Here is a 21,646-nt window from a genome sequence, read left to right as displayed (position 1 = left end):
CTGTTCGCGCTCGGTCGCGCACTGAGTTGCCGTGTGCGCCTTGCGGTTCTGCAACACCTGGCCCGCGGCGACGCGTCCGTGGGCGAGTTGGTCGAGCACACCGGGGCCACCCAACCCAATATGTCGAATCACCTGGCCGTGCTGCGCACCGCAGGACTGGTCACCGCCGAACGCGAAGGTCGGGTGGTGCGCTACCGGCTCGCCTCGGCGGCGGCGGCGGATCTGGTGCGCAGCTTGACCGTACTCGCCGACCGCTGAACGCTACGTTCCAGCGAAAACCCTTACCCCACCGAGGATTTGCGCGAGCGCGGGAAGCGCTTCGGAGCACCCCGCGTCGAGGGTGCAGGTCGCCAGTTCGTCACCACGGGTGACGCCCCGGTTGATGATCACCACGGGTTTGCCGTGCCTGGCCGCGTGCCGCACGAATCGCAGTCCCGACATGACGGTCAGCGACGAGCCCGCGACCAGCAGCGCGTCCGCGGCGTCGACGAGGTCGAACGCGGCAGCCACACGGTCCTTCGGGACGTTCTCGCCGAAGTACACGATGTCGGGTTTCAGCATGCCGCCACAGCGCGCGCAATCGACCATCCGGAAGCCCGCGGTATCGGCGACCACCGCGTCCGCGTCCGGCGCGACCTCGACCCCGTCGGTCGTGACACCGTCGGCGAACCCGGGATTGGCCGCCTCCAGCTGCTCGGCCAACGCCATCCGCGAGATCCTGGCCCCGCAACCGAGGCACCGGACCTGCGCGTAGGTGCCGTGCAGGTCGATGACCCGGCGATGGCCCGCCTTGGTGTGCAGCAGATCGACGTTCTGGGTGATCAACCCCGTCGCCACGCCCATGCGCTCCAACTCGGCCAGCGCACGGTGCCCGGGGTTGGGCCGCGACGCGTCCATCCGCCGCCAACCGACGTGATTGCGCGCCCAATACCGCTGCCGGAACACCGGATCGCCGACGAACTGCTGGTAGGTCATCGGGTTGCGCGGCGGCGAGGCCGGACCGCGATAGTCGGGGATGCCGCTGTCGGTGGACACCCCGGCCCCGGTGAGCACGGCGATGCGCCGCCCGGCCAGCACCTCGGCCGGCCGTGCGACGTCCGCGCGAAGTGACGTGCTGTCGGGCATGCAGTTCAGGGTACGTCGGGTACTCAGACCCGCCGCATCACCGAGACCACCTTGCCCAGCACGACCGCCTCGTCACCGTCGATGACCTGGTAGGCGGGGTTACGCGGCTCGAGGTAGACGTGCCCGTTGCGCCGCCGGTACACCTTCACCGTGGCTTCGCCCTCGATCATCGCGGCGACGATCTCCCCCGAATGCGCCTCGTTCTGTTTGCGCACCACGACGATGTCGCCGTCGCAGATCGCCGCATCGATCATCGAATCGCCGCGCACCCGCAGCCCGAACACGGTGCCGCGGCCGACGAGCTGACGCGACATGGTCACCATGTCGTCGGAATGCTCCTCCGCCAGGATCGGCGTGCCCGCCGCGATATCGCCGACCACCGGCACCGCCACCGAGTCCTCGTTCGTTTCCCGCGGCGCGCTCGCCTGCAGGAACATCCGCACATCGATCGGGCGCGACATCGTCTCGCTGCGCCGCAGGAACCCTTGCTCCTCGAGGCTGTTCAGATGTTTCGACACCGACGACGAAGACCGCAGCCCCACCGCGTCACCGAGCTGCCGGGAGTTCGGCGCGTACCCGTGGCGCACCACCCAATCCCGGATCGTGGCGAGGATCCGCTGCTGCCGCTCCGGCAGCCGGGACGTGTCGAGATGCTCGAGGTCGTCGTAGGTCACGCGGGAATCCTAGAGGTCGCCGCCGATCCGTCCGCCGCACAGGCCGATTCAGGGAGTGTCGCCGCGTTCGGATGTGCTTCGCTCGACGCAGAATTCGTTGCCCTCGGGGTCGAGCAGCGTGACCCAGCCCGAACCCTCCGGCGTGCGGTGATCCTCGTACAGCGTGGCGCCGAGGGCGAGCAGCCGGTCCACTTCCTCGTCGCGGGTGCGCTCGGACGGCATCCAATCGAAGTGGACGCGGTTCTTCACCTTCTTGCCCTCCGGCACCTGAATGAACAGCAATCCCGGTACCGGAGCGGGTGCTTCGAGCAGAACTTCCTCGTCGCCCGCCTGGTCCGCGTCGGAGACCGGCCAACCGGTGGCGGCCGCCCAGAACGTGGCGAGCTGGTACGGGTCGGCGCAGTCGATGCTCACATGCCGCAGGATCATGCGCGCGAGACTAACGGTGCACCGAGTGCCATTGCAGCCCAATAATCTTCACCCGGTGCGCGACCGGCGGCGACGCTGCCGGCGAAGCACGTTGCCGCCGTTCACGGTCGACGTCCGCACCGCCGCTGCACGGCCAGTGCACCGAGCGCAATACGGCATCCGCTGCACTCCATGAGTTCGAGATCGCCGCGCTCGGGGTCTGCTCAACCTGCCCCGCCCAAACCGGCAGCGCGCGAATCCTCCTCGGCGAAGTGTCGTCGCGGGGCGACGGCGCAGCCGAGGGCTGTCGCTCATGGTGTGTGTTCCGATGTGGTCGACGCAGTGCCACCCGCGGCGGGCGGGCGGCGGGCGAGTTCGGTGAACAACGGCTGGATGCGGGCGGCGATGTCGTCACGGACCAGCCGCATCCGCTCCATGCCGCCGATACCGCGTTCGGAGGGCTCGTCTGTGTCCCAGTATCGGATTCGCGCACCGTCAACCGGGCCGAGGCGGGCTTCACGGCCCAGGACCACCACCACGTCCATCCGCGCCAGCAGTGCCGGGTCGACGGGTTTGGGGTGCTCGTCGCCGACCTCGACCCCGACCTCGCCCAGTGCCTGCACCGACAACGCGTTCAACTCCTGGCCGGGATCGGTACCGGCGGAATGAACCGCCACGCGGTTCCCGGCAACCGCGCGCATGAGGGCCGCGGCCATCTGGGATTTGCCGCTGTTGCGCACGCACACGAACATCACCGCCGGTGCCGCGGTCATGACCGGACCCCCGATTCGGTCACGGCCAGCTGGGAAGCGGTGGGGTGGAAACGTTTACGCAACGCCAGGGAGACGTAGACCAGACCGACGAGAACGGGGACCTCGATCAGCGGGCCGACGACGCCCGCGAGGGCCTGGCCGGAGGTGGCGCCATAGGTGGCGATCGCGACGGCGATGGCGAGTTCGAAGTTGTTGCCCGCGGCGGTGAACGCCAGCGTCGTCGTACGGGCATAGCCGAGCCCCAGCACGGCGCCCAGCAGGTAGCCGCCGCCCCACATGATCGCGAAGTAGGCCAGCAGCGGCACCGCGATGCGCACCACATCCAGGGGCTGTGCGGTGATCTGGCGGCCTTGCAGGGCGAACAGGACCACGATCGTGAACAACAGCCCGTACAGCGCCCACGGATCCAACCGGGGCAGCAACGTCGACTCGTACCAGGCGCGGCCTTTCGCACGCTCGCCGAGGCGGCGGGTCAGGTAGCCCGCGAGCAGCGGAAGGCCGAGGAAGATGAGCACCGACTTCGCGATCTGCCACGGCGAGGTGTGGATCTCGGTCTGCTCGAGGCCCAGCCAGCCGGGCAGCACCGACAGGTAGAACCAGCCCAGCACCGCGAACATCAGCACCTGGAACGCCGAGTTCAGCGCGACCAGCACGGCGGCGGCCTCGCGGTCCCCGCACGCGAGGTCGTTCCAGATGATGACCATCGCGATGCAGCGGGCGAGTCCGACGATGATCAGCCCGGTGCGGTATTCGGGCAGGTCCGGCAGCAGCAGCCAGGCCAGGGCGAACATCAGCGCCGGACCGAGCACCCAGTTCGCCACCAGCGACCCGGCCAGCAGCCGCCGGTCGCCGGTAACCGAATCGAGGCGGTCGTAGCGCACTTTCGCCAGTACCGGATACATCATGATCAACAGGCCGAGCGCGATCGGCAGGGAGATTCCATCGATCTCGACCGCACTGAGCACGTCGCCGAAGCCCGGGATGATCCGGCCCAGCAGTAGCCCGGCGGCCATGGCCGCGCCGATCCACACCGGCAGGAACCGAGCCGAGATGGCGAGCTTGCCGACGACGGCCGGGGGCTCGGCGGTGGCGGTCACGCGGTCACCGCCGACCCGGCCTCGGCCGCCAGGAGCTCCGAAAGTTGGTGCAGTGCTTGCGGAACGACCCGGTAGTACACCCAGGACGCGCGGCGTTCACTGGTCAGCAGGCCCGCCTCGCGTAGCACCTTCAGGTGGTGGGAGATGGTCGGCTGGGTGACGTCGATGCCCTCGGAGACCTCGCACACGCATGCCTCACCCCCGGCGCGGGCGGCGACCGCCGAGAGCACCCGTAACCGCACCGGATCGGCGAGCGCCTTGAACATCCCCGCCAGCTCGGCCGCGGCCGCGGCGGTCAGCGGCGGCCGAGCCTGGGGGGTGACCTCACACTCCGGTGAGGTCACCCGCAACGACAACTCCGACTTAGACATGCGTCGATATTGACCGATGTCGAACCCGAAAGGCAAGTGAACAACTGGTCAACGCTGCCCACTCCCGGACGTCAGCCGCAGCAACTCGCGCCTGACGCGACGGCTCTCTGCTTGGCGTCGGCGCCGCAGCACGCACCCTCGGCGGCGGCGTCCTCGGCGGTACCGCAGCACACCGCCACCGTCTCCGCATCCACACCGGAGGCGAGTTCTGGTGCGGTGCCGAAGGTTTCGCTATCGGCCAGCACCGTGTACACCTCCCAGCGCTCGGCGTTCGGGCCGGTGACCCACACCTTGTCCTGGGTGGCGAAGCAACAGGTGGTCGCGATCTGTTCCTCGGTGAACAGACCCGCGTCGGACAGGCGGGCGATCTCGGCGTGCACCTGCTCAGAGGTCTGCACCTCCACGCCGAGATGGTTGAGACTGCCGCCGTGGCCGGGGTTCTCGATCAGTACCAGCTTCAGCGGCGGCTCGGCGACCGCGAAGTTCGCATAGCCCGGCTTGCGCTTGGCGGGCTCCGTGCCGAACAGGGTCGAATAGAAGGTGACGGCCGCCTCGAGGTCGTCGACGTTGAGGGCAAGCTGAACACGGGACATGACACAACCTCCAAGTTGTGAGACATATGTCGAAAAGCTGACGGTGCCGAGTGTGCCACCTTTTCGACATAAGTCAATACGCCGGGTAGTGTCGTAGTCATGCCCAAAGCGTTGCCCGTGATCGACATGTCCGCCCCGGTCTGCTGCCCGCCCGTGGCCGCAGGCCCGGTGGGCGACGCCGCCGCCCTGGAGGTGGCGCTGCGATTGAAGGCGATCGCCGACCCGGTCCGCGTGAAACTGATGTCCCTGCTGCTGACCAGCCCGGCCGGACAGGAGAACGGCGGCGATCTCGCGGCCGCGGTCGGGTTGTCGGAATCCACCGTCAGCCATCACCTTTCGCAGCTACGCAAGGCAGGGTTGGTCGAATCCGAACGCCACGGCATGACCGTGGCCCACCGGGCCCGCCGCGACGCGCTCGCCGCGCTGTGCCTGGTGCTCGATCCCAACTGCTGCACCTGAACCTGAACCCGGATCCGTGCTTCTGCGTCGTCAGCTGGTGGCGGCCAGTACTGCCGCCAAGCCTTGCTGTAGGTCCTTGACGAAGAAGTCGGGGACCTCCAGGCAGGGGGAAATGGCCGCCCGATCAGCATCATTGCCGGGACCCGCGACGGCAGGCTGGCCCTGTGCGCGTCACCGACCTGCCGCGCCGCCTTCTTCGACACCAGCCGCAGTCGCACCCGCAGATGGTGCGATATGAACACCTGCGGAAACCGCGAGAAGAAAGCGCGTTTCCACGCCAACGAACACAAATCGCCGCAGCGGGGGTTGCGGTAGTAACCGCCGAAAAGCCAACGAAGTTCTCGTGGTGAGTGCGTCGCATCGGCCCGCGGTCTGATCGGTGCCCCGATCCGACGGCGGCTCTGGGTACGGTGACGGTGTGCCGCGAGCGACATTGACCAAGGAGCAGGTCCTGCAGGCTGCAGTGGAGGTGCTCGATGCCGAGGGAGTGGCCGGGCTGAACGTGCGACGGCTCGGCGCCCAGCTGGGCGTGGCATCGACGGCCATGTACTACTACATCAAGAACAAGGACGAACTGGTCACACTCACCGCCGACCTGGTGTGGCACGAGATCGAGTTGCCGGATCCCGCGACCACCGATTGGCGTTCGGCGGCAGCAGCTTTGGCGCGCGAGGTGCACGAGATGATCGGCCGCCATTTCTGGCTGCTGGCGGCCATGAGCACCCACGTGATCTACGGGCCGGGCAAAGCGCGTTTCGACGAATGTGGTCTGGAAATATTCGAGGGCGCGGGTTTCGCCGGCGCCGACGCGGACCGCGCCGCAGCGACCCTGTTGATGTTCGTGATCGGCGCAGCGCAGGGCTCGGCCGCTGAGCGGGCGTGGGAGGCACGACTGAAGCGCGACGGTGGCGACGCGGGTGCGCGCCGACCCGATGCGCTCGCCTACGTCACCGAGGCCGCTGCACAGTTCCCTCGACTACGGGCCCGTCTCGACTCACCGGTATCGGACGCGGTCGAAACCCTGCCCGGCACTACCGGTTTCGAGTTCGGGCTGCGCGCCGTGCTCGATGGACTGCAATGCCGGCTGGCCGCCGCTCAGGAGAAATAGCCGGCAGCGGCAGGCAGCGTGAGCGCGCCGATCACGACCAGTGAACCCACGGTCGCGAGCAGCCACCGCAGCACCGTCGCCGGTCGATACCAGGACGGCAATGCGTCGGCCGCAGCTCGCAGCACGGCACGGATATCGAGGCCTCGCACTCGCGGATCGTCGAGTTCGGCGAACGCGGACACGGTCATCGGAATGGCGAACACCTGGATGGTAGTCACGTAACCGACGCCGAGGAGCACCAGCGGCTGCACCACCCAGGTCGCTACCCGACCGATCTCGCTACCGGCCAGGTTGAGTGCAGCCAGCACGGTGAGCACCGCGGCGATCGCATAGCCCACGACGAACCCCCACCGGCCTTCTTCCAACCGGACCCCATGCTCGCCGAGCACCCGCGAGTCCACACCGTGTCGCGCGGCCTCGGCGTCCACGACCCGCTGCGCGCGAGGCCCAGCGGTCCGGTAGGCGACAAGCATGACCACGAACATCCCAGCCAACAGCAACTGCAACAGGCCGGCGAGAGCTACGGGGATCGGCACGGCATCTCCTCATACGGGTTGAACAAAGATAAAAACTAGCCTAGCTGGTAATTTATCTTTGTTCAAAACAAACGCTCGCCCGAAACCGGAGATCGCCAAAGCCAACCACCTTGCTCCGCACCCGGAACGGACGCTCGGACGCACCTCCGCGCGAAACCTGATGCGCCCCTTACCGAACGATGGGCGGTGCCTGCGTGACGGTCAGCGGCGGGAGCTCGCCTTCGTAGCGTTCGACCTCCACCAGAGACAACTGACCCGTGCAGCCCTGGGACAGGCTCGACGAGGGCCGGTCCGGCGTCAAAGCGTTGGGGTTGCCGTGCCGGCAGAATGTCGGATCGGCCGGGTCGGGGTCGTACCAGGCGCCGGTCGACAGCTGCGCGACACCGGGGCGGACCGCGTCGTCGACGACGAGCCCGGCCAGGCAGCTGCCGCGCCGACTGACGAGGCGCACCACGTCGCCCGAGCGCAAGCCACGCGCCGCCGCATCCTCGGGATGCAACCGAACCGGTTCGCGCCCAGCGACTTTCGTGGACTGACTGAACTCACCGACGTCGAGTTGGCTGTGCAGCTTCGACCGGGGCTGATTCGCGACCAACTGCAACGGGAACTCCGCGGCGTCCGGCGCCCCCAACCATTCCTCGGGTTCGAGCCACACCGGATGCCCGGGGCAGTCGGCATAGCCGAAACCGGCGATGGTCTCCGACCAGATCTCGATCTTGCCGGTGGGCGTGCCCAACGGGAACCGCTGCGGATCGGCCCGGAACTGCGCACCGAGCACCTGATCCGGGTCCGGGATCGGCAACTCCACATGCCCACTCGCCCAAAAGGTGTCGAAATCGGGCAGCGCGTGCTCGGCGAACCGCAGCCGCCACTGCTCGTACAGGTGCCGCAGCCACTCTTCGACCGTGCGACCTTCACCGAACTCCTTGCCGACCCCGAGCCGCTCGGCCAGGTCGACGAAAACGGCGTAGTCGTCGCGCGCCTGACCGTGCGGCCGGGTGAGCGCCTTCATCGCGAAGAACACCCGGTCGTTCTCGCCCGCGCCGTAATCGTCGCGCTCGATCGACATTGTCGAGGGCAACACGATATCGGCGTGCCGGGCGGTCGCCGACCAGAACGGGTCGTGCACCACCACCGTCTCCGGCCGGGTGAACGCCTCGCGCAACCGAGCCAGATCCTGGTGGTGGTGAAAGGGATTCCCGCCGCACCAGTACACCAGCCGGATATCGGGATACACCAGACGCTGACCGTTGTAATCGAACGGCCGACCGGGCTCGAGCAGCATGTCGGCGATCCTGGCGACCGGGATGAACGTCGTCACCGGGTTGAGTCCCTGCGGCAACCGCGGCGGGGAGAACGCCCGCGCCGGCTCCCCCAGACTCGCCGCCGAACCGTATCCGTGCCCGAAACCACCACCGGGCAAGCCGATTTGGCCGAGCATCGCCGCCAGCACCACACCCAGCCACAGCGGCTGTTCACCGTACTGCGCCCGCTGCAGCGACCAGCTGACCGTCACCAGGGTCCGCGCCGCCGCCATCTCCCGCGCCAGCGACCGGATCCGCTCGGCCGCCAACCCCGTGATCGGCGCGGCCCACTCCGGCGACTTCACGATCCCGTCCGCGTCCCCGCGCACATAGCCGATGAAGCGGTCGTAGCCCACGGTGTACTCGTCCAGGAAGCCTCGATCCGCCGACCCGTCCGCGTCCAGCACCTGCGCCAGCGCCAACATCAGCGCCGCGTCGCTACCGGGCCGGGCCGCGATCCACTCCGCCTGCGCCTCGGCCGGAATATCGTCACGCAACGGCGAGACCGACACGAAGCGGCAGCCCCGCCTCCGCGCGGCCGCGATCCACCCCTTCGTATTGTGCCGAGACACCCCGCCCGGCGAGACCGCGGCGTTCTTCGGCGACAGCCCGCCGAACGCCACCACCAGCTCCGCGTGTTCGGCCAGCACCGATTTCGAGGTCGCCTGCTGCATCACCCAACCGAGATCGCCGATCACGTACGGCAGCAGCACCTGCGATACACCCAGGCTGTAGCTGTTGACGTGATATACGTACCCGCCGAGGCAGTTGAGGAACCGGTGCACCTGACTCTGCGCATGATGGAACCGTCCCGCGCTCGCCCACCCGTAGGACCCGCCGTACACCGACTCCGCCCCGTGCTCGCGATACACCCGGCGCAATTCGCCGGACAACAGCTCGAGCGCGGTCTCCCAGGACACCGGCACGAACGGCTCAGCGCCCCGCCCCGGCGCGCCCGGCCCGCGCTCGAGCCACCCCTGCCGCACATACGGTTGATCGATCCGCGTCGGATGATGCTGCGCGGAAGCCACATTGTCGATCAACGACATCGGCTCCGGATCCTCGCGCCACGGCCGCACCGCCGTCAGCCGCTCGCCGTCGCTGTCCGCCTCGAAGGCTCCCCAATGCGTCAGATGCGTGGTCACCAACTCACCGTAACCGGGCCCGCCGACAAACGGGCGCCGCCGAATCCCCCGGCCGGCACGGGCCTCCGAGGCGAATCAGCGCCGGCGCAACAAGAACATCCGGAACTGCCGGCCACCCGACAGCTCGTACTCCATCTCGTATCCGGGCCAGAACTCCACCGCCAGATCCCACGCGGATTTGCGCTCGACGCCGGTCAGCTCGGTGACCGTCACCTCGAACTGCTCGCCGCCGTGGCGGACCGTGGCCGTCGTCGCGGCCCGCAAGTTCGCCGACCAGGCCGGATGTTTCGCACTGCCCCAATTCGAACCGATGACCAGGAAGTCCTCGCCCCGCGGCACATACAACAGCGACGTCGTGCGCGGGGTGCCGGTCTTGCGACCCGCAACGGTGATCTCGATCGATGGCAACCCGGCCAGATCCAGCACGCCCTTGCGTCCGCCGGTCCAGCGCCGAATCGTCCGTTCCACCGGCAGCACGACCGGCGCACCCCGCATCGCCCAGCGCTGGCGAGCCAGCTGTCGAGCGAACGACGGCAACGGATTCGACACCATCCTCGAATCCTGACACGTCGTCGTCCGGCACCGGCCACGGCAGGCCGGGACGAGGGCGATCTCACATCCGCACCCGTGCGGGCCGAAGCACATGGTCAGATAAGAGCGATGGCGGCGGTCAGGCCGCCGCGCGCGACGGTTTGCAGCGCGACCCGCGCATGGCTGACGCTGTCCCACTTGTCTTGCAGCGCAAGCGCATTCGGTGGAGTGACACCCGCCTGCGCGGCCGCGGTCTGCACCGTGTCGACCGGCTTGGCGATTCGCACGTAGATGAGCAACCAGATCGCCGTAGATGACCGCGTTCGCGACGACCGCGACGACCTGAGCTATTACCTGGCAATCACTTTCCGGCGAGCAGTCCTGCACCGCCGGTACTTTGGACAGCGCGCACATCGGGCGCGACCCACCGGAAAGGACCCAGACACTTGACGATCGGTGCCTCGCGGCCGCACACCACCCACCCGTCCGGCCGGCACCGCCGGAGGGGCTGCTGATGTTCGCACGCTGGGGGGACCTCGTCCATCGATTCCGGTTCATCGTCATCGCCGTCGTCGGCGCGGGCATGCTCGCCCTCGGTGGATACGGCTACGACCTCGGCAATCATCTCGGCGCCAGCGGCTTCGACGACCCGACCTCGGAATCCGCGCACGCCGCACGTACCGCCGACGCGGCATTCGGCCGCGACCACTCCGCAGACGTCATCGTGCTCTATACCGCGCCACCCGGCGTGCCTCTCGATGACCCGGACTTCAGCACCAAGATCGTCGACAACCTCAACCGGCTCCCCCGCGAACACCCGCAGATCGACCGGGTCAACGGCGCCTACTGGCAAACCGAGAACGCCCCGGCCCAGCCGAGCTTCTTCGGCAAGCCCGAAAAGAACCGCGCCTTCGCCTCCATCGCCATCAAAGGCGATAACGACACCGACATCGTCAACAACTTCCGCGCCGTCAAAGACGCCTTCTCCATCCCCGGCGTCGACGTCCAGGTCGCCGGCCTGCAACCGGTCGCGGGCGCACTCACCGACACCCTCGCCGACGACCTGCACCGCATGGAACTGCTGGCCCTGCCCGCCGTCGCCATCCTGCTCTTCTTCGTCTTCGGCGGCCTCGTCGCCGCCGCGCTGCCGCTGGTGCTGGGCGGCCTCACCATCATCAGCGCCAACGGCATCGTCCGCTTCATCACCGAATTCACCCAGGTCAACTCGTTCGTCTCCAGCGTCGTCACGATGATCGGCCTCGGCCTGGCCATCGACTACGGCCTGTTCATCGTCAGCCGCTTCCGCGAAGAGATCGCCGAAGGCTACGACACCCCCACCGCCGTCCGCCGCACCGTCATGACCGCCGGCCGCACCGTCGTCTTCTCCGCCACCATGATCGTCACCAGCCTCGGCGGCATGCTCTTCTTCCCGCAGGGCTTCCTGCGCTCGCTCGCCTACGGCTCCATCGCGACGGTCTCCCTCGCCGCACTCTCCGCGATCACCATCCTGCCCGCGATCCTCAGCATTCTCGGCCCGCGCGTGGACCTGCTGGGCGTCAAACGCTTCAGCCGCAGCAAAACCGCCGACGAAGTCGAGAACGGACTCTGGGGCCGCAGCACCCGCTGGGTCATGCAGCACCCGACCAAGATCGCCATCCCGATCAGCATCGGCCTGCTCATCCTGATCATCCCGGTCAAGAACATCGCCTTCGGCACCTTCAGCGAAACCTACTTACCGCCCGACCACACCACCCGCATCGCCCAGCAAGAATTCGACACCACCTTCCCGCTGCGCAAATCCGACCCCGTACAACTCGTCTTCGTCACCGAGGAGACCGACGAAAACCGTCAGGCACACCGCAACGCCATCGGCGCGGTGATCAAACAGGCGAGCCAGGCCCCCGGCCTCGCCGAGCAAAGGCCAGGCGTACCAGGCCAATTCGCCACACCGAAAGCCTCGACCACCCAGCCCGGCGTCTACCGCAGCGAAGCGACCCTCGCCGACTCCACCGACACCGAGGCCGCCAACGCCACCATCGACTACCTGCGCTCGATGGACGTACCCGACGACATCACCGTGCTCGTCGGCGGCCAGCCCGCGATCAAGAAAGACACCATCGACGGCATGCTCGGCCGCATCCCGTTCATGGTCGTCGTGGTGCTGTTGCTCACCACCCTGCTCATGTTCCTGACCTTCGGCTCCCTGGTATTGCCTATCAAAGCCGCACTCATGAGCGTGCTCGGCCTCGGCTCCACCCTCGGCATCCTCACCCTCATCTTCATCGACGGCCACGGCGCGCGGCTGCTCAACTTCACCCCGCAACCGATTCAAGCCAACGTGCTGATCCTGATCATCGCGATCATCTACGGGCTCTCCACCGACTACGAGGTATTCCTGTTGTCCCGCATGGTCGAAGCGCGCGCGAAAGGCGCCACGACCACCGAGGCCATCCGGATCGGCACCGCGCACACCGGCGGCATCATCACCGCCGCCGCGCTCATCCTGCTCGTCGTCACGGGCGCGTTCGCCTTCTCCGACCTGGTGATGATGCAGTACATCGCCTACGGCATGATCGCCGCGCTCTTCATCGACGCCACTATCCTGCGCATGCTGCTCGTGCCCGCGGTCATGAAACTGCTCGGCGACGACTGCTGGTGGGCACCGGCCTGGATGAAACGCCTGCAGCAACGCGTCGGCCTCAGCGAACCCGTCCTCGACGACGAACATCCCGCCACCCGCGACATGGCCGACCTGGTCGAGACCACACCGGTGACCGACCCGGTCACGGTCCGCCTCCCCGTCGTCGATGCCGACCAGGTCCGGCGCTGACCAGCCGAATCTGCTGTCAGCAGAACGTCGTTCGATTCGAGCGCGCGACGAGCTAGCGTGGGCACCCTTCGAAAGGGAGGCCGAGTATGCCCACACCGATCAAGTTCTCCATGGCCGCCGACGTGATCAGCATCGGCTCACTGCCGGACTTCGCCCGCCGCTGCGAAGCCGACGGTTTCGACGCGTTGATGGTCCCGGACCATCCCGGCGCGTTCGCCGCACCGTTCGTCGCACTCGCCGCCGCCGCGACCGCCACCGAAACGATCAAACTCGGCACCAACGTCGTCAATGCGGGCATGTGGGAGCCATTCCTGCTCGCCGGCGAGGTCGCCACGCTCGACCTCGTCTCCGGTGGGCGCGCGCTGTTCGGGATCGGTGCCGGGCACACCCCGGCCGAATGGACCATGCAGGGCCGCGAACACCCCTCCGCCGCAGCGCGAGTCGCGCGGATGATCGAGGTCGGCGACACGACCCGACAGCTGCTCTCCGGTGAAACCGTCACCTTCGCCGGCGACCATGTTCGGCTCCAGGACGCCGTGCTCGACCGGCCGCGTCCGATCCAGACGCCGATCCCGGTCCTCGTCGGCGGCAACGGCGACCGCGTCCTGCGTTACGCCGCCGAAACCGCCGATATCGTCGGCTTCTCCGGGCTCGGCCGCACCCTACCCGACGGACACCGGCACGAAACCCGCTGGAGCCGAGCCGAGATCGACGCCCAGGTCGCGAAGGTACATGCGACGGCGACCGCGAACGGGCGCACACCCGCCCTCGAAGCCCTCGTGCAACACGTCGAGATCACCGACGACGCCGAGGCTGCCTGCGCGCGATTGGCCGCCGAGATACCGACCACCACTGCCGCCGAATTGCTCAGCGCCCCGTACGTGCTGATCGGCACCGCCGACGAGTTGGTCACCGAGCTTCGCGGCCACCAACAGCGTTGGGGCTTCGATCGATTCGTGATGCGAGCGCCCACACTGGCGGCCGGCGCACAGCTCTTGGAGGCGCTCGCCGCGACGGAGAGTTAGCAGGCGGCCGCACCTCCCCTTCTGTGCTGGTGAGGTTGTGTGGGAGGTGCGGTGCGCTGGTAGGTGGTGTGTGGTGTTGGTTGAACGAGTGGCTTTATATGTTTGGATGCGCATATCTACGTAAGTAGATGTTTTTTTCCGGTCGATAACCAGAGGTGCTCACTCACTCGTTCATTCGAAGGATCGCCGCCCCAGCACGCGTCTTCCGCCCGAGGAACAACCTTCCTCCCCTAGTCCGCCGATAGGCCCGACCGCTGCCCGCACTCCCCCACCACCGCTTACGACGGCGATCACCACGAAACGGACATTCGACCAGTTACGCTGTCCCCCAAGGTTCCCAGCGCCACTATCGCGTTGAACAGGAGTTCTGATGCGAGCACAGCTTCTGCGGCGAGCACCGCGTCGCTTCTCGGCCGGCCTGATCGTTGCCGCCGTCGCCCTGCTCGTCGCGGGCACGGCCACGGCAGGCGCACGGCCGGAACCACCCGCACGAATCGCTCCGCTGGGCGCCGAATTCCTGTGGGGCGTCGCCGCATCCGGCTATCAGGCGGAGGGCCATGCACCCGACAGCAATTGGTCCCGCTACGTCGCGGAGGGCAAAACCGCTGACCCGTACGGTGATTCGATCGACTTCTACACCCGGTATCGGTCGGATATCGCGTTGGCGGCTCAGCTCGGCGTCAAGGTGTATCGGATCGGCCTCGAGTGGGCGCGCGTGCAACCACGGCCCGGCACTTGGGATCCCGCGGGTCTGCGCTTCTACGACGAGGTCGTGGCCGCCATCGTCCAGGCCGGTATGCGGCCGATGCTGACGATCGATCACTGGGTGTATCCGGGGTGGGCGGTCGATCGCGGCGGCTGGCGCAATGCGGGCATCGTCGAGGACTGGCTCACCAGTGCACGCGCCCTGGTCGATCGCTACGCGGCGCGCGACCCGCTGTGGGTCACCTTCAACGAGCCGACCTTCTACATCGTCAACGAGCTGCGCAAAGGCGGCCTGTCGCCGCTCGACGTACCCGCGATGCACGATCGAATCGCGCAGGCGCACAACGGCATCTATGACTACATCCATCAGGTGCAGCCGGGCGCGCTGGTCACCAGCAACGTCGCGTACATCCCCACCGGCGAGGACCTGATCAACAAGCCGCTCATCGACCGCATCGGCGCACGCCTGGACTACATCGGCATCGACTACTACTACGGCCTGTCCCCGGAAACGCTGCTGGCGGGCCCGCCCGACTTCGAGCGACTCTGGACGCAGCCGCTGCAGCCGGAGGGCATCTACTACGCCCTGCAGCACTACGCCCGGCAGTTTCCGGGAAAGCCGCTCTACATCGTCGAGAACGGCATGCCGACGGAGAACGGCGCTCCGCGCGCCGACGGGTACACCCGGGCCGACAATCTCCGCGACACCGTCTACTGGCTGCAACGCGCGAAAGCCGACGGCATGAACCTCATCGGCTACAACTATTGGAGCCTCACCGACAATTACGAATGGGGCTCCTACACACCGCGATTCGGCCTCTACACGGTCGATGTCCGCACCGATCCCACGCTCACACGCAAACCGACCGACGCGGTCGCCGCCTATACCGCCATCACCGGCGCGGGCGGCGTGCCACCGAACTACCGGCCCACCCGAGCGCCCAAGCCCTGCTCGTTCGTCGACGCCCTGGCCAGCTGCACCGACCCGGTCACGCTCCCCCGGTGACCGAAACTCCGGATCCCACTTCGATGTTGCGCCGCTGGGAAGATTCCGGCGCGATCTGGCGGGTGCTCGCGCGCACCACCACTCGGGTGACCATCGGTCTGTTCGAGTGCACCGGTGGCCAAGAGGTGGATCGCATCACCTCCACCGATCCCGCCCTGCTGCGCTTCCTCGGCGATCGTTGGAGCAGCGCGGACTGAGGCGTGTTCAGCGCCGGTGGCCGAGCATGTCGAGCAGCGCGTCCACCTGCTGGTCGAACAGGTCGGTGCGGTCGGTGAAGGTGTCCGTGCCGTACATGTCGAAGACGTCGGCGCTCACGGCACCGAAGAGGCTTGCCCAGAAGGTGATGCCGCGGGCGAACAGCCAATCCGGTAGGGGCAGTTCGAATTCATCGCGGATTCGGTCGAAATCGGCTGCGAGCGTCGCAGATACGGCAGGCTCGGGCTGCGGAGCGGTGAGCTGTCCGGCCAGGTAGGCGCGGGCGAACAGACCCTGCAAGGTGGTGATCACCCGGGTGCCGGGCGTCATCGTCTGCTCGGCGGGCGCGTCGTAGCCGGGCACCGGCGTGCCGAAAAGCAGCCCGTAGCGGGCGGGTTCGGCCTGCGCCCAGCGGCGCACCGAGTGGCACAGGGTGCGGATCTGTTCGATCGGGTCGTCGGGCGCCGCCGCCAGGTCGGCGTCCACGGCGTCGCCGAGCGCGTTGTAGCCGTCGATCACCAGCAGCGTGAGCAGCTCGTCGCGGCTGCGCACGTAGCGGTAGACCGCCGAGGACACCACGCCCAGATCACGCGCGACGGCCCGCAGCGACAAGGCCGCGGCGCCTTCGGAGGCGAGATGCTCGCGGCCGATGCGGACTATGTCGTTCATGGTCTGCGCTCTGGCACGCGCACGCGGGGTCGTCGGCATACCCCACCGTGCAATATTCAGAGAGCACTGTCAACAACAGCGAGCGCCGCTCTGGAAAGCACCGGGCGCGGAGACGAATCAGCCGGACCCGCCCTGGTTCGGCGCACAAGCTACTCGGTAGTAGTGTTAGCCGAGTCACTGGCGACACTATCGAGGAGTTCACCATGGACCAGCGGACGACGGATTTCGACGTCCTCATCGTCGGCTCCGGCTTCGGTGGCAGCGTCACCGCGCTGCGGCTGGTCGAGAAGGGCTACAAGGTCGGCGTACTCGAGGCGGGCCAGCGGTTCGCCGACGACGAACTGCCCAAGACCAGCTGGGAGCTGAAGAAGTTCCTCTGGGCGCCCAAACTCGGCTGCTACGGCATCCAGCGCATCCATCTGCTGCGCGATGTCCTGATCCTCGGCGGCGCGGGCGTCGGCGGCGGCTCGCTGAACTACGCCAACACGCTCTACGTGCCGCCGGCGCCGTTCTTCCAGGACGCGCAGTGGCGCGACATCACCGACTGGCAGGCCGAGCTCGCGCCGTACTACGAACAAGCGCAGAAGATGCTCGGCGTGGTGCGCAACCCGCACATGACACCGGCCGACGAGGTGTTCAAACAGGTCGCCGAGGACCTCGGGGTCGGCGACACCTTCGTGCAGACGCCGGTCGGCGTGTTCTTCGGGGAGCCCGGAAAGACCGTCGCCGACCCGTATTTCGGCGGCGTCGGCCCGGAGCGCACCGGCTGCATCGAATGCGGCGACTGCATGGTGGGCTGCAAGTACGGCGCGAAGAACACCCTCGTGAAGAACTACCTCTACCTCGCGGAAAAGGCAGGCGCACAGGTCATTCCGATGACCACGGTGACCGACCTGCGGCCCCATCCGGACGGCACCTGGGACGTCTCCACCGCCCGCACCGGCGCCTGGTTGCGTAAGCAGCCCAAGACCTACACCGCCGCCAACGTGGTGCTCGCGGCGGGCACCCGAGGCACGCAGAAGCTGCTGTTCGAGATGCAGGACAAAGGCGCGCTCACCGACCTGTCGCCGCGCCTGGGCCAGCTGACGCGCACCAACTCCGAATCCATCGTCGGCGCCGCGACCAAGAAGGTCACCCCCGGTGTCGATTTCACCAAGGGCGTGGCGATCACCTCGTCCATCCATCCCACGCCGGACACCCATATCGAGCCGGTCCGCTACGGCAAGGGCTCCAACGCCATGGGCCTGCTGCAAACGCTGATGGTCGACGGCGGCGGCCGGATTCCACGCTGGCTGCGCTTCCTGGGCCTGGTGCTGCGGCATCCGATGAACCTGCTGAGCTTCCTGAGCACCAAGAACTGGAGCGAGCGGACCATCATCTCACTCGTCATGCAGCACTTGGACAATTCGATCACGACCTACACCAAGCGCGGGTTGTTCGGCCGCAAGATGACCAGCAAGCAGGGCCACGGCGAACCGAACCCGACCTGGATTCCGATGGGCAACAACGTGACCCGGCGAGTGGCCGAGAAGATCGGCGGCATCGCGGGCGGCAGCTGGGGCGAGATCTTCAATATCCCGCTCACCGCACACTTCCTGGGCGGCGCGGTGATCGGCGCCGACGCCGAGCACGGCGTGATCGACGGCTACCACCGCGTCTACGGCTACCCGACGCTGAGCGTCGTCGACGGCGCGGCGGTGTCGGCGAACCTCGGCGTCAATCCGTCGCTCACCATCACCGCCCAGGCCGAACGCGCCGCCGCCTACTGGCCGAACAAGGGCGAGGTCGACACCAGGCCGCCGCTCGGCGCCGGCTACCAGCAGATCCCGCCGGTCGCCCCCGCCAAGCCGGTCGTGCCCGCGAACGCCCCTGCCGCACTGGTACTTCCGATCGTGCAGATCAGGGAGACACCGGCCGCGGGCTGAGGTCCCCCCGACGCGCTGTCCGGATGCCTGATCACACCGTGGATCTGCATCCGGACAGCGTGGCCCGTCGGTGCTCGTGCGCGAGCCGAGGCGCGATCACTTCCCGCCGTCCATATCGTCCATCTTGGTCGCGGCGTCGCGCATGCCCTTACTGAACTTCTTCGCGGAGTCGGCCATGTTGTCGCCACCGGTCAGCAGGTTCTTCGAGGATGTGCCGTAACCCTTGTCGCCCTTGACGAATTTGTCGCCGTAGTCGTCGCTGCCCCACGGTTCGCCTTGGGCGTTCAGGTTGTTCCGCAGGGTGGCGATGATATCGCCGGTCTTGCCGCCGACCCCATCCATTTTGGTTGCGGCCTGGCGTAACTGCGCGGTGTCCACGCGGATTCTGCGATTCTCGGCCATGATGGTCTCCTGCCTTGCTGATCCGAACTCAGTACCGGTCCTCGGGACGCCCTGTTTCCCAATGTGATTCGACGCGTTCCATCAGGTTGTCGATGTCCTGCTGGATTCGCCACGCCAGTTGCCGTCGGCTGATGGCGTGCGCGACCGGGTTCTCGTCCAGCGACATCACGTAGCGCCCGTCGCCGGCCACGTCGCGCCACATCAACGTCGTCTCGTGAATACCGCGCGGACCGTACTTCGAACGGCCCTGCGCCACTGTGATCGCACCGGTCAGGTCGGCCCGCTGTTCGAAGAACCGCTGGGTGCGATACACCGGCCGATCCTCGATGTCGTCCTGGACGAAGCTGCGCCCCCAGCTCGGAGCGATGTGCTCCTGCGGGTCGGTGACGATCGGAATGTCCGGCAGCCGACCGGCTTCCACGTTCGGCAGCGAACGCACCACCGCGACGCCCAACGCTTGCGGATCACATTCGGTGACCACGACCATCGGCGAGTCGTAGGTGAGATCGCCCAGTGCCTGTTCGAACACGAACCCGTGCAGACCTGCCCGTCCGGCATGCACACGGAGCCTCTTGCTCGAGTCGTTGGCGTCGTGCTCGTCCCAGCTACGCGCCAGCACATACAGTTCGGGCTGGGTCAGCACCTGGAGCACGCCGTTGAACGAGCCATCCAACCGGCGCTGCAGATCTTGCCCCACCACTCGTTTACGGCGCTCCAACTCGTCGGTCATCATGGTCTCGTCGCTCTGGAAAAGCAGCGGCCGAGGCATCGACCCACCGCGATACTGGTCGCACAGCACCAGAAACTCGAGCGCGGTGAACTTCCACTGCTGCGTCACGGCTCGATCACCGGCTTCGACCGTGCGATGTCCGGCCCGAGGGCATCATCCATGTTGTTCACCGAGTCGAGGAACTTGCCCCGCTTGTACTCGCCACCCGCACCCTGTGCACCGCCCATGGGCCCGGGGCCAGGACCCATGGGCATGCCCGCGGCCCCGGGTCCGGGCGCGGACTGCGACATGTTCACTCCGGGATTGATCGCCGCCCGCGGGAACAACTTCGACGACTCGGCCGGGTTGGCCTGCGTGTGCGCGTTGAGCGGGGTATTGATGTCGCCACCGGGGCCGGGCCCCGGGCCGCCACCGCCGGCGAGGCCGGCACCGTTTTTCAGCAACGTCGACAGATCGCTCGGGACCGCGTCGCTGTAGGACGCCATATTCATCGGCTGCAGTTCGCCGAGGCCAGGGATGCCGAGCATGCCGTTGGACGCCAAGCCCGCGATCATCTCGGTACCGGTCTTCACGACGTCGCCGATCGTCTTCGTGATCCCGCTCAATCCGTCGGCGAGCGCCTTGATCAGGTCCGCGCCGCCCGGGGTCTGCGGCAGCACCCGGCCGAGGTCGCGCAACGTTTCCGGACTCAGGTTTCGCAACGTTTCCGGGTCCAGGTTCTTCAGAGTCTCCGGGTTCAGGTTCTTCAAGCCCTCCGGGCTGAGGCCGTTCATAATGTCGGCCCCGAACCGCTTCAGGTCTTCCGGACTCATTCCCTTCAACAGATCGGAGCCCAGCTTCTGCAAGCCTTCCGGCGTCATCTGCTTCAGCAAGTCCGGACTCAGACCACCGAGCAGCCCCGCGCCGATCTTCTGCAACGCCTCCGGGCTCAGATCCTTCAGCGGATTCTCGCCACGGAGCAGCTTGTTCAGCAGGTCTTGAGGCGAGCCCTTGGGCGGCTGGCCACCGTTCGGCTGCTTCGTCGGAGGATATTCGGGCTTTCGTTGTTCCGGGATCTTCTGCTGCGGCTCCGGGATATTCGGGATGTTGTGGTTCGTGGGTCCGGGCCCGCTGCTGCCACTCTGGCCCGAGTTGCCGCTGCCACCACCGGAATTGTTGCCCGAGCTGTCCTTGCTGCCATCGCCGCCGCCGTACCCGGCGGGGTTGACCTTCTTGTTCTCCGGGCCGCCAGGACTACCCGAACCGCCGCTGCTCGAGCCGCCGCCGTTCTGGCCCTGGCTGTCGCCTAGTCCCTGCTTGCGGCCATCTTCGAAGCCACCCTTGTAGTTGGGGCTGTTCTTGTCGATGTTGCCGGGGCCGCCGCTGCCGCCAGTGTTGCCGCTACCACCACTGTTTCCACTGCCACCGTTGTTGCCGCTACCGCCGTTACCGTTGGCCTTGGCTTTGGCATCTTCCTGCCCCTGCTTGTAGCCGTCCTGGTAGCCGGCCTTGTACTCGGGACTGTTCTTATCGATGTTGCCGTTGTTGTTCCCGCTGCCGTTGTTGTTGCCGTTCCCGTTGTTGTTGCCGCCGTTGTTGTTCCCGTTGCCGCCGCCCTCGTTCTTCTTCTCTTCAGGCTTCTTCTCTTCCGGCGGCGGCTGTTTCACTGTGCCGACTCCGACCACCGGCGGCATGGCTTTCACCGCACCTTCGATGCCCGGCCGATAGACGGCGGCGTAGGTGGCACGGTATCCGGAGAGCCAGCCGTCGCGCTTACATTCCGGGTTGGTGTACTCCCACTTCTGCCCCGGGGTGTCGTTGTACATGGCGTATATCCACTTCGAGCAATACACCAGGTTCGTGCTCAGATTCGTCATCGTGTCGACGAGAGCCTTCGAGCCTTCGGTGAACCGCGTCACCGCCTTCATGGCGAGGTCGGCACCGTCACCGGTCCACATCTCAGCCTTGACCTGCTTCAGATAGCCGTTCAGCTCCTCCAGGTCACCACCCAGCTTTTCGGCCAGCCAGCTATACCGGAAGCCTGCGTTGTATGCCG

At 67.1% G+C, this 21,646-nt stretch carries 22 protein-coding genes and 2 pseudogenes; 9 read left to right on the top strand and 15 right to left on the bottom strand.

What is annotated here, in order from left to right:
* The coding region (locus NBRGI_RS07400) for an ArsR/SmtB family transcription factor (RefSeq protein ID WP_235210877.1) at positions 1-258 on the top strand (258 nt) is incomplete at its 5' end.
* A 3-nt stretch (positions 259-261) separates the two neighbouring features.
* Here the strand turns inward: NBRGI_RS07400 and NBRGI_RS07395 are convergent.
* The 7 genes from NBRGI_RS07395 to NBRGI_RS07365 form a co-directional block, all read right to left on the bottom strand.
* Entirely contained in the window at positions 262-1,125 is an 864-nt protein-coding gene (locus NBRGI_RS07395) for an NAD-dependent protein deacetylase (protein ID WP_036557832.1), read from the bottom strand.
* A 23-nt stretch (positions 1,126-1,148) separates the two neighbouring features.
* The gene (gene lexA, locus NBRGI_RS07390) at positions 1,149-1,799 is read right to left on the bottom strand and encodes a transcriptional repressor LexA (protein ID WP_029893848.1); all 651 of its coding nucleotides are present in this window, start codon (positions 1,797-1,799) and stop codon (positions 1,149-1,151) included.
* 48 nt (positions 1,800-1,847) lie between these two features.
* Positions 1,848-2,228: a VOC family protein gene (locus tag NBRGI_RS07385; RefSeq protein ID WP_029893846.1), complete on the bottom strand. Its 381-nt coding sequence runs from the start codon at positions 2,226-2,228 to the stop codon at positions 1,848-1,850.
* 290 nt (positions 2,229-2,518) lie between these two features.
* A complete protein-coding gene (locus tag NBRGI_RS07380; protein ID WP_051727554.1) occupies positions 2,519-2,980 on the bottom strand; it encodes an arsenate-mycothiol transferase ArsC in 462 nt (153 codons plus the stop codon).
* The gene (gene arsB, locus NBRGI_RS07375) at positions 2,977-4,077 is read right to left on the bottom strand and encodes an ACR3 family arsenite efflux transporter (protein WP_029893842.1); all 1,101 of its coding nucleotides are present in this window, start codon (positions 4,075-4,077) and stop codon (positions 2,977-2,979) included. Before arsB ends, NBRGI_RS07380 begins: the two co-directional genes overlap by 4 nt.
* A complete protein-coding gene (locus NBRGI_RS07370; RefSeq protein ID WP_036557828.1) occupies positions 4,074-4,448 on the bottom strand; it encodes an ArsR/SmtB family transcription factor in 375 nt (124 codons plus the stop codon). Before NBRGI_RS07370 ends, arsB begins: the two co-directional genes overlap by 4 nt.
* 71 nt (positions 4,449-4,519) lie before the next feature.
* Positions 4,520-5,041, bottom strand: coding sequence for an ArsI/CadI family heavy metal resistance metalloenzyme (locus tag NBRGI_RS07365; RefSeq protein ID WP_029893838.1), 522 nt, complete (start codon positions 5,039-5,041; stop codon positions 4,520-4,522).
* A 99-nt stretch (positions 5,042-5,140) separates the two neighbouring features.
* Here NBRGI_RS07365 and NBRGI_RS07360 point away from each other — a divergent pair, with 99 nt between their 5' ends.
* From NBRGI_RS07360 to NBRGI_RS07355, 3 genes and pseudogenes are all read left to right on the top strand, one after another.
* Positions 5,141-5,500, top strand: coding sequence for an Rv2640c family ArsR-like transcriptional regulator (locus tag NBRGI_RS07360; protein ID WP_029893836.1), 360 nt, complete (start codon positions 5,141-5,143; stop codon positions 5,498-5,500).
* A 123-nt stretch (positions 5,501-5,623) separates the two neighbouring features.
* A pseudogene (locus tag NBRGI_RS46205) lies at positions 5,624-5,815 on the top strand (CGNR zinc finger domain-containing protein); the annotation flags it as partial.
* 103 nt (positions 5,816-5,918) lie between these two features.
* Positions 5,919-6,608, top strand: coding sequence for a TetR/AcrR family transcriptional regulator (locus NBRGI_RS07355; protein ID WP_029893834.1), 690 nt, complete (start codon positions 5,919-5,921; stop codon positions 6,606-6,608).
* Here NBRGI_RS07355 and NBRGI_RS07350 read toward each other — a convergent pair.
* From NBRGI_RS07350 to NBRGI_RS43525, 4 genes are all read right to left on the bottom strand, one after another.
* Positions 6,596-7,144 (bottom strand): hypothetical protein, encoded by a 549-nt coding sequence (locus tag NBRGI_RS07350; protein WP_029893831.1) that lies wholly within the window; start codon positions 7,142-7,144, stop codon positions 6,596-6,598. The genes NBRGI_RS07355 and NBRGI_RS07350 overlap by 13 nt on opposite strands.
* Before the next feature lie 169 nt (positions 7,145-7,313).
* Complete coding sequence (locus tag NBRGI_RS07345) at positions 7,314-9,593, bottom strand: molybdopterin guanine dinucleotide-containing S/N-oxide reductase (protein WP_051727556.1); 2,280 nt, start codon at positions 9,591-9,593, stop codon at positions 7,314-7,316.
* A 75-nt stretch (positions 9,594-9,668) separates the two neighbouring features.
* Complete coding sequence (locus tag NBRGI_RS07340) at positions 9,669-10,145, bottom strand: nitroreductase family deazaflavin-dependent oxidoreductase (RefSeq protein ID WP_029893827.1); 477 nt, start codon at positions 10,143-10,145, stop codon at positions 9,669-9,671.
* Positions 10,146-10,240: 95 nt separating this feature from the next.
* Complete coding sequence (locus tag NBRGI_RS43525) at positions 10,241-10,423, bottom strand: hypothetical protein (protein WP_200882137.1); 183 nt, start codon at positions 10,421-10,423, stop codon at positions 10,241-10,243.
* A gap of 215 nt (positions 10,424-10,638) precedes the next feature.
* On the opposite strand from NBRGI_RS43525, the gene NBRGI_RS07330 reads away from it, so the two are divergent.
* From NBRGI_RS07330 to NBRGI_RS43520, 4 genes are all read left to right on the top strand, one after another.
* Positions 10,639-12,954 carry an MMPL family transporter gene (locus NBRGI_RS07330; RefSeq protein WP_029893823.1) on the top strand — a complete coding sequence of 772 codons (2,316 nt, stop codon included), beginning with the start codon at positions 10,639-10,641 and terminating at the stop codon, positions 12,952-12,954.
* A gap of 86 nt (positions 12,955-13,040) precedes the next feature.
* Complete coding sequence (locus tag NBRGI_RS07325) at positions 13,041-13,979, top strand: TIGR03621 family F420-dependent LLM class oxidoreductase (RefSeq protein ID WP_029893821.1); 939 nt, start codon at positions 13,041-13,043, stop codon at positions 13,977-13,979.
* A gap of 370 nt (positions 13,980-14,349) precedes the next feature.
* Positions 14,350-15,690: a family 1 glycosylhydrolase gene (locus NBRGI_RS07320; RefSeq protein WP_162836660.1), complete on the top strand. Its 1,341-nt coding sequence runs from the start codon at positions 14,350-14,352 to the stop codon at positions 15,688-15,690.
* Positions 15,687-15,887 (top strand): hypothetical protein, encoded by a 201-nt coding sequence (locus NBRGI_RS43520; protein WP_036557824.1) that lies wholly within the window; start codon positions 15,687-15,689, stop codon positions 15,885-15,887. The genes NBRGI_RS07320 and NBRGI_RS43520 overlap by 4 nt, the downstream gene beginning before the upstream one ends.
* A 7-nt stretch (positions 15,888-15,894) precedes the next feature.
* Here NBRGI_RS43520 and NBRGI_RS07310 read toward each other — a convergent pair whose 3' ends face one another.
* Positions 15,895-16,593 carry a TetR/AcrR family transcriptional regulator gene (locus NBRGI_RS07310; RefSeq protein WP_029893817.1) on the bottom strand — a complete coding sequence of 233 codons (699 nt, stop codon included), beginning with the start codon at positions 16,591-16,593 and terminating at the stop codon, positions 15,895-15,897.
* 164 nt (positions 16,594-16,757) lie between these two features.
* On the opposite strand from NBRGI_RS07310, the gene NBRGI_RS07305 reads away from it, so the two are divergent.
* Entirely contained in the window at positions 16,758-18,479 is a 1,722-nt protein-coding gene (locus NBRGI_RS07305) for an FAD-dependent oxidoreductase (RefSeq protein WP_029893815.1), read from the top strand.
* A 96-nt stretch (positions 18,480-18,575) separates the two neighbouring features.
* Here the strand turns inward: NBRGI_RS07305 and NBRGI_RS07300 are convergent, their stop codons facing one another.
* The 3 genes and pseudogenes from NBRGI_RS07300 to NBRGI_RS48030 all read right to left on the bottom strand — a co-directional run.
* A complete protein-coding gene (locus NBRGI_RS07300) occupies positions 18,576-18,881 on the bottom strand; it encodes a hypothetical protein (RefSeq protein WP_029893813.1) in 306 nt (101 codons plus the stop codon).
* A gap of 28 nt (positions 18,882-18,909) precedes the next feature.
* Positions 18,910-19,719, bottom strand: coding sequence for an ESX secretion-associated protein EspG (locus NBRGI_RS07295; protein ID WP_029893811.1), 810 nt, complete (start codon positions 19,717-19,719; stop codon positions 18,910-18,912).
* Positions 19,716-21,646, bottom strand: a pseudogene (locus NBRGI_RS48030) (hypothetical protein); the annotation flags it as partial. The pseudogene NBRGI_RS48030 and the gene NBRGI_RS07295, both read right to left, overlap by 4 nt.

Source organism: Nocardia brasiliensis IFM 10847, assembly GCF_000710915.1.
Classification (GTDB): Bacteria; Actinomycetota; Actinomycetes; order Mycobacteriales; family Mycobacteriaceae; genus Nocardia; species Nocardia brasiliensis_A.
Note: the sequence above shows the minus strand (reverse complement) of the source record. Positions and strands in the feature narration are given on the sequence as shown.

What these genes read in the sequence shown, in the direction of transcription:
- NBRGI_RS07395 (WP_036557832.1), bottom strand. Translation starts at nt 1,125, where the DNA reads ATGCCCGACAGCACGTCACTTCGCGCGGACGTCGCACGGCCGGCCGAG.
- NBRGI_RS07385 (WP_029893846.1), bottom strand. Translation starts at nt 2,228, where the DNA reads ATGATCCTGCGGCATGTGAGCATCGACTGCGCCGACCCGTACCAGCTC.
- NBRGI_RS07380 (WP_051727554.1), bottom strand. Translation starts at nt 2,980, where the DNA reads ATGACCGCGGCACCGGCGGTGATGTTCGTGTGCGTGCGCAACAGCGGC.
- NBRGI_RS07370 (WP_036557828.1), bottom strand. Translation starts at nt 4,448, where the DNA reads ATGTCTAAGTCGGAGTTGTCGTTGCGGGTGACCTCACCGGAGTGTGAG.
- NBRGI_RS07365 (WP_029893838.1), bottom strand. Translation starts at nt 5,041, where the DNA reads ATGTCCCGTGTTCAGCTTGCCCTCAACGTCGACGACCTCGAGGCGGCC.
- NBRGI_RS07360 (WP_029893836.1), top strand. Translation starts at nt 5,141, where the DNA reads ATGCCCAAAGCGTTGCCCGTGATCGACATGTCCGCCCCGGTCTGCTGC.
- NBRGI_RS07340 (WP_029893827.1), bottom strand. Translation starts at nt 10,145, where the DNA reads ATGGTGTCGAATCCGTTGCCGTCGTTCGCTCGACAGCTGGCTCGCCAG.
- NBRGI_RS07330 (WP_029893823.1), top strand. Translation starts at nt 10,639, where the DNA reads ATGTTCGCACGCTGGGGGGACCTCGTCCATCGATTCCGGTTCATCGTC.
- NBRGI_RS07325 (WP_029893821.1), top strand. Translation starts at nt 13,041, where the DNA reads ATGCCCACACCGATCAAGTTCTCCATGGCCGCCGACGTGATCAGCATC.
- NBRGI_RS07320 (WP_162836660.1), top strand. Translation starts at nt 14,350, where the DNA reads ATGCGAGCACAGCTTCTGCGGCGAGCACCGCGTCGCTTCTCGGCCGGC.
- NBRGI_RS07310 (WP_029893817.1), bottom strand. Translation starts at nt 16,593, where the DNA reads ATGCCGACGACCCCGCGTGCGCGTGCCAGAGCGCAGACCATGAACGAC.
- NBRGI_RS07305 (WP_029893815.1), top strand. Translation starts at nt 16,758, where the DNA reads ATGGACCAGCGGACGACGGATTTCGACGTCCTCATCGTCGGCTCCGGC.
- NBRGI_RS07300 (WP_029893813.1), bottom strand. Translation starts at nt 18,881, where the DNA reads ATGGCCGAGAATCGCAGAATCCGCGTGGACACCGCGCAGTTACGCCAG.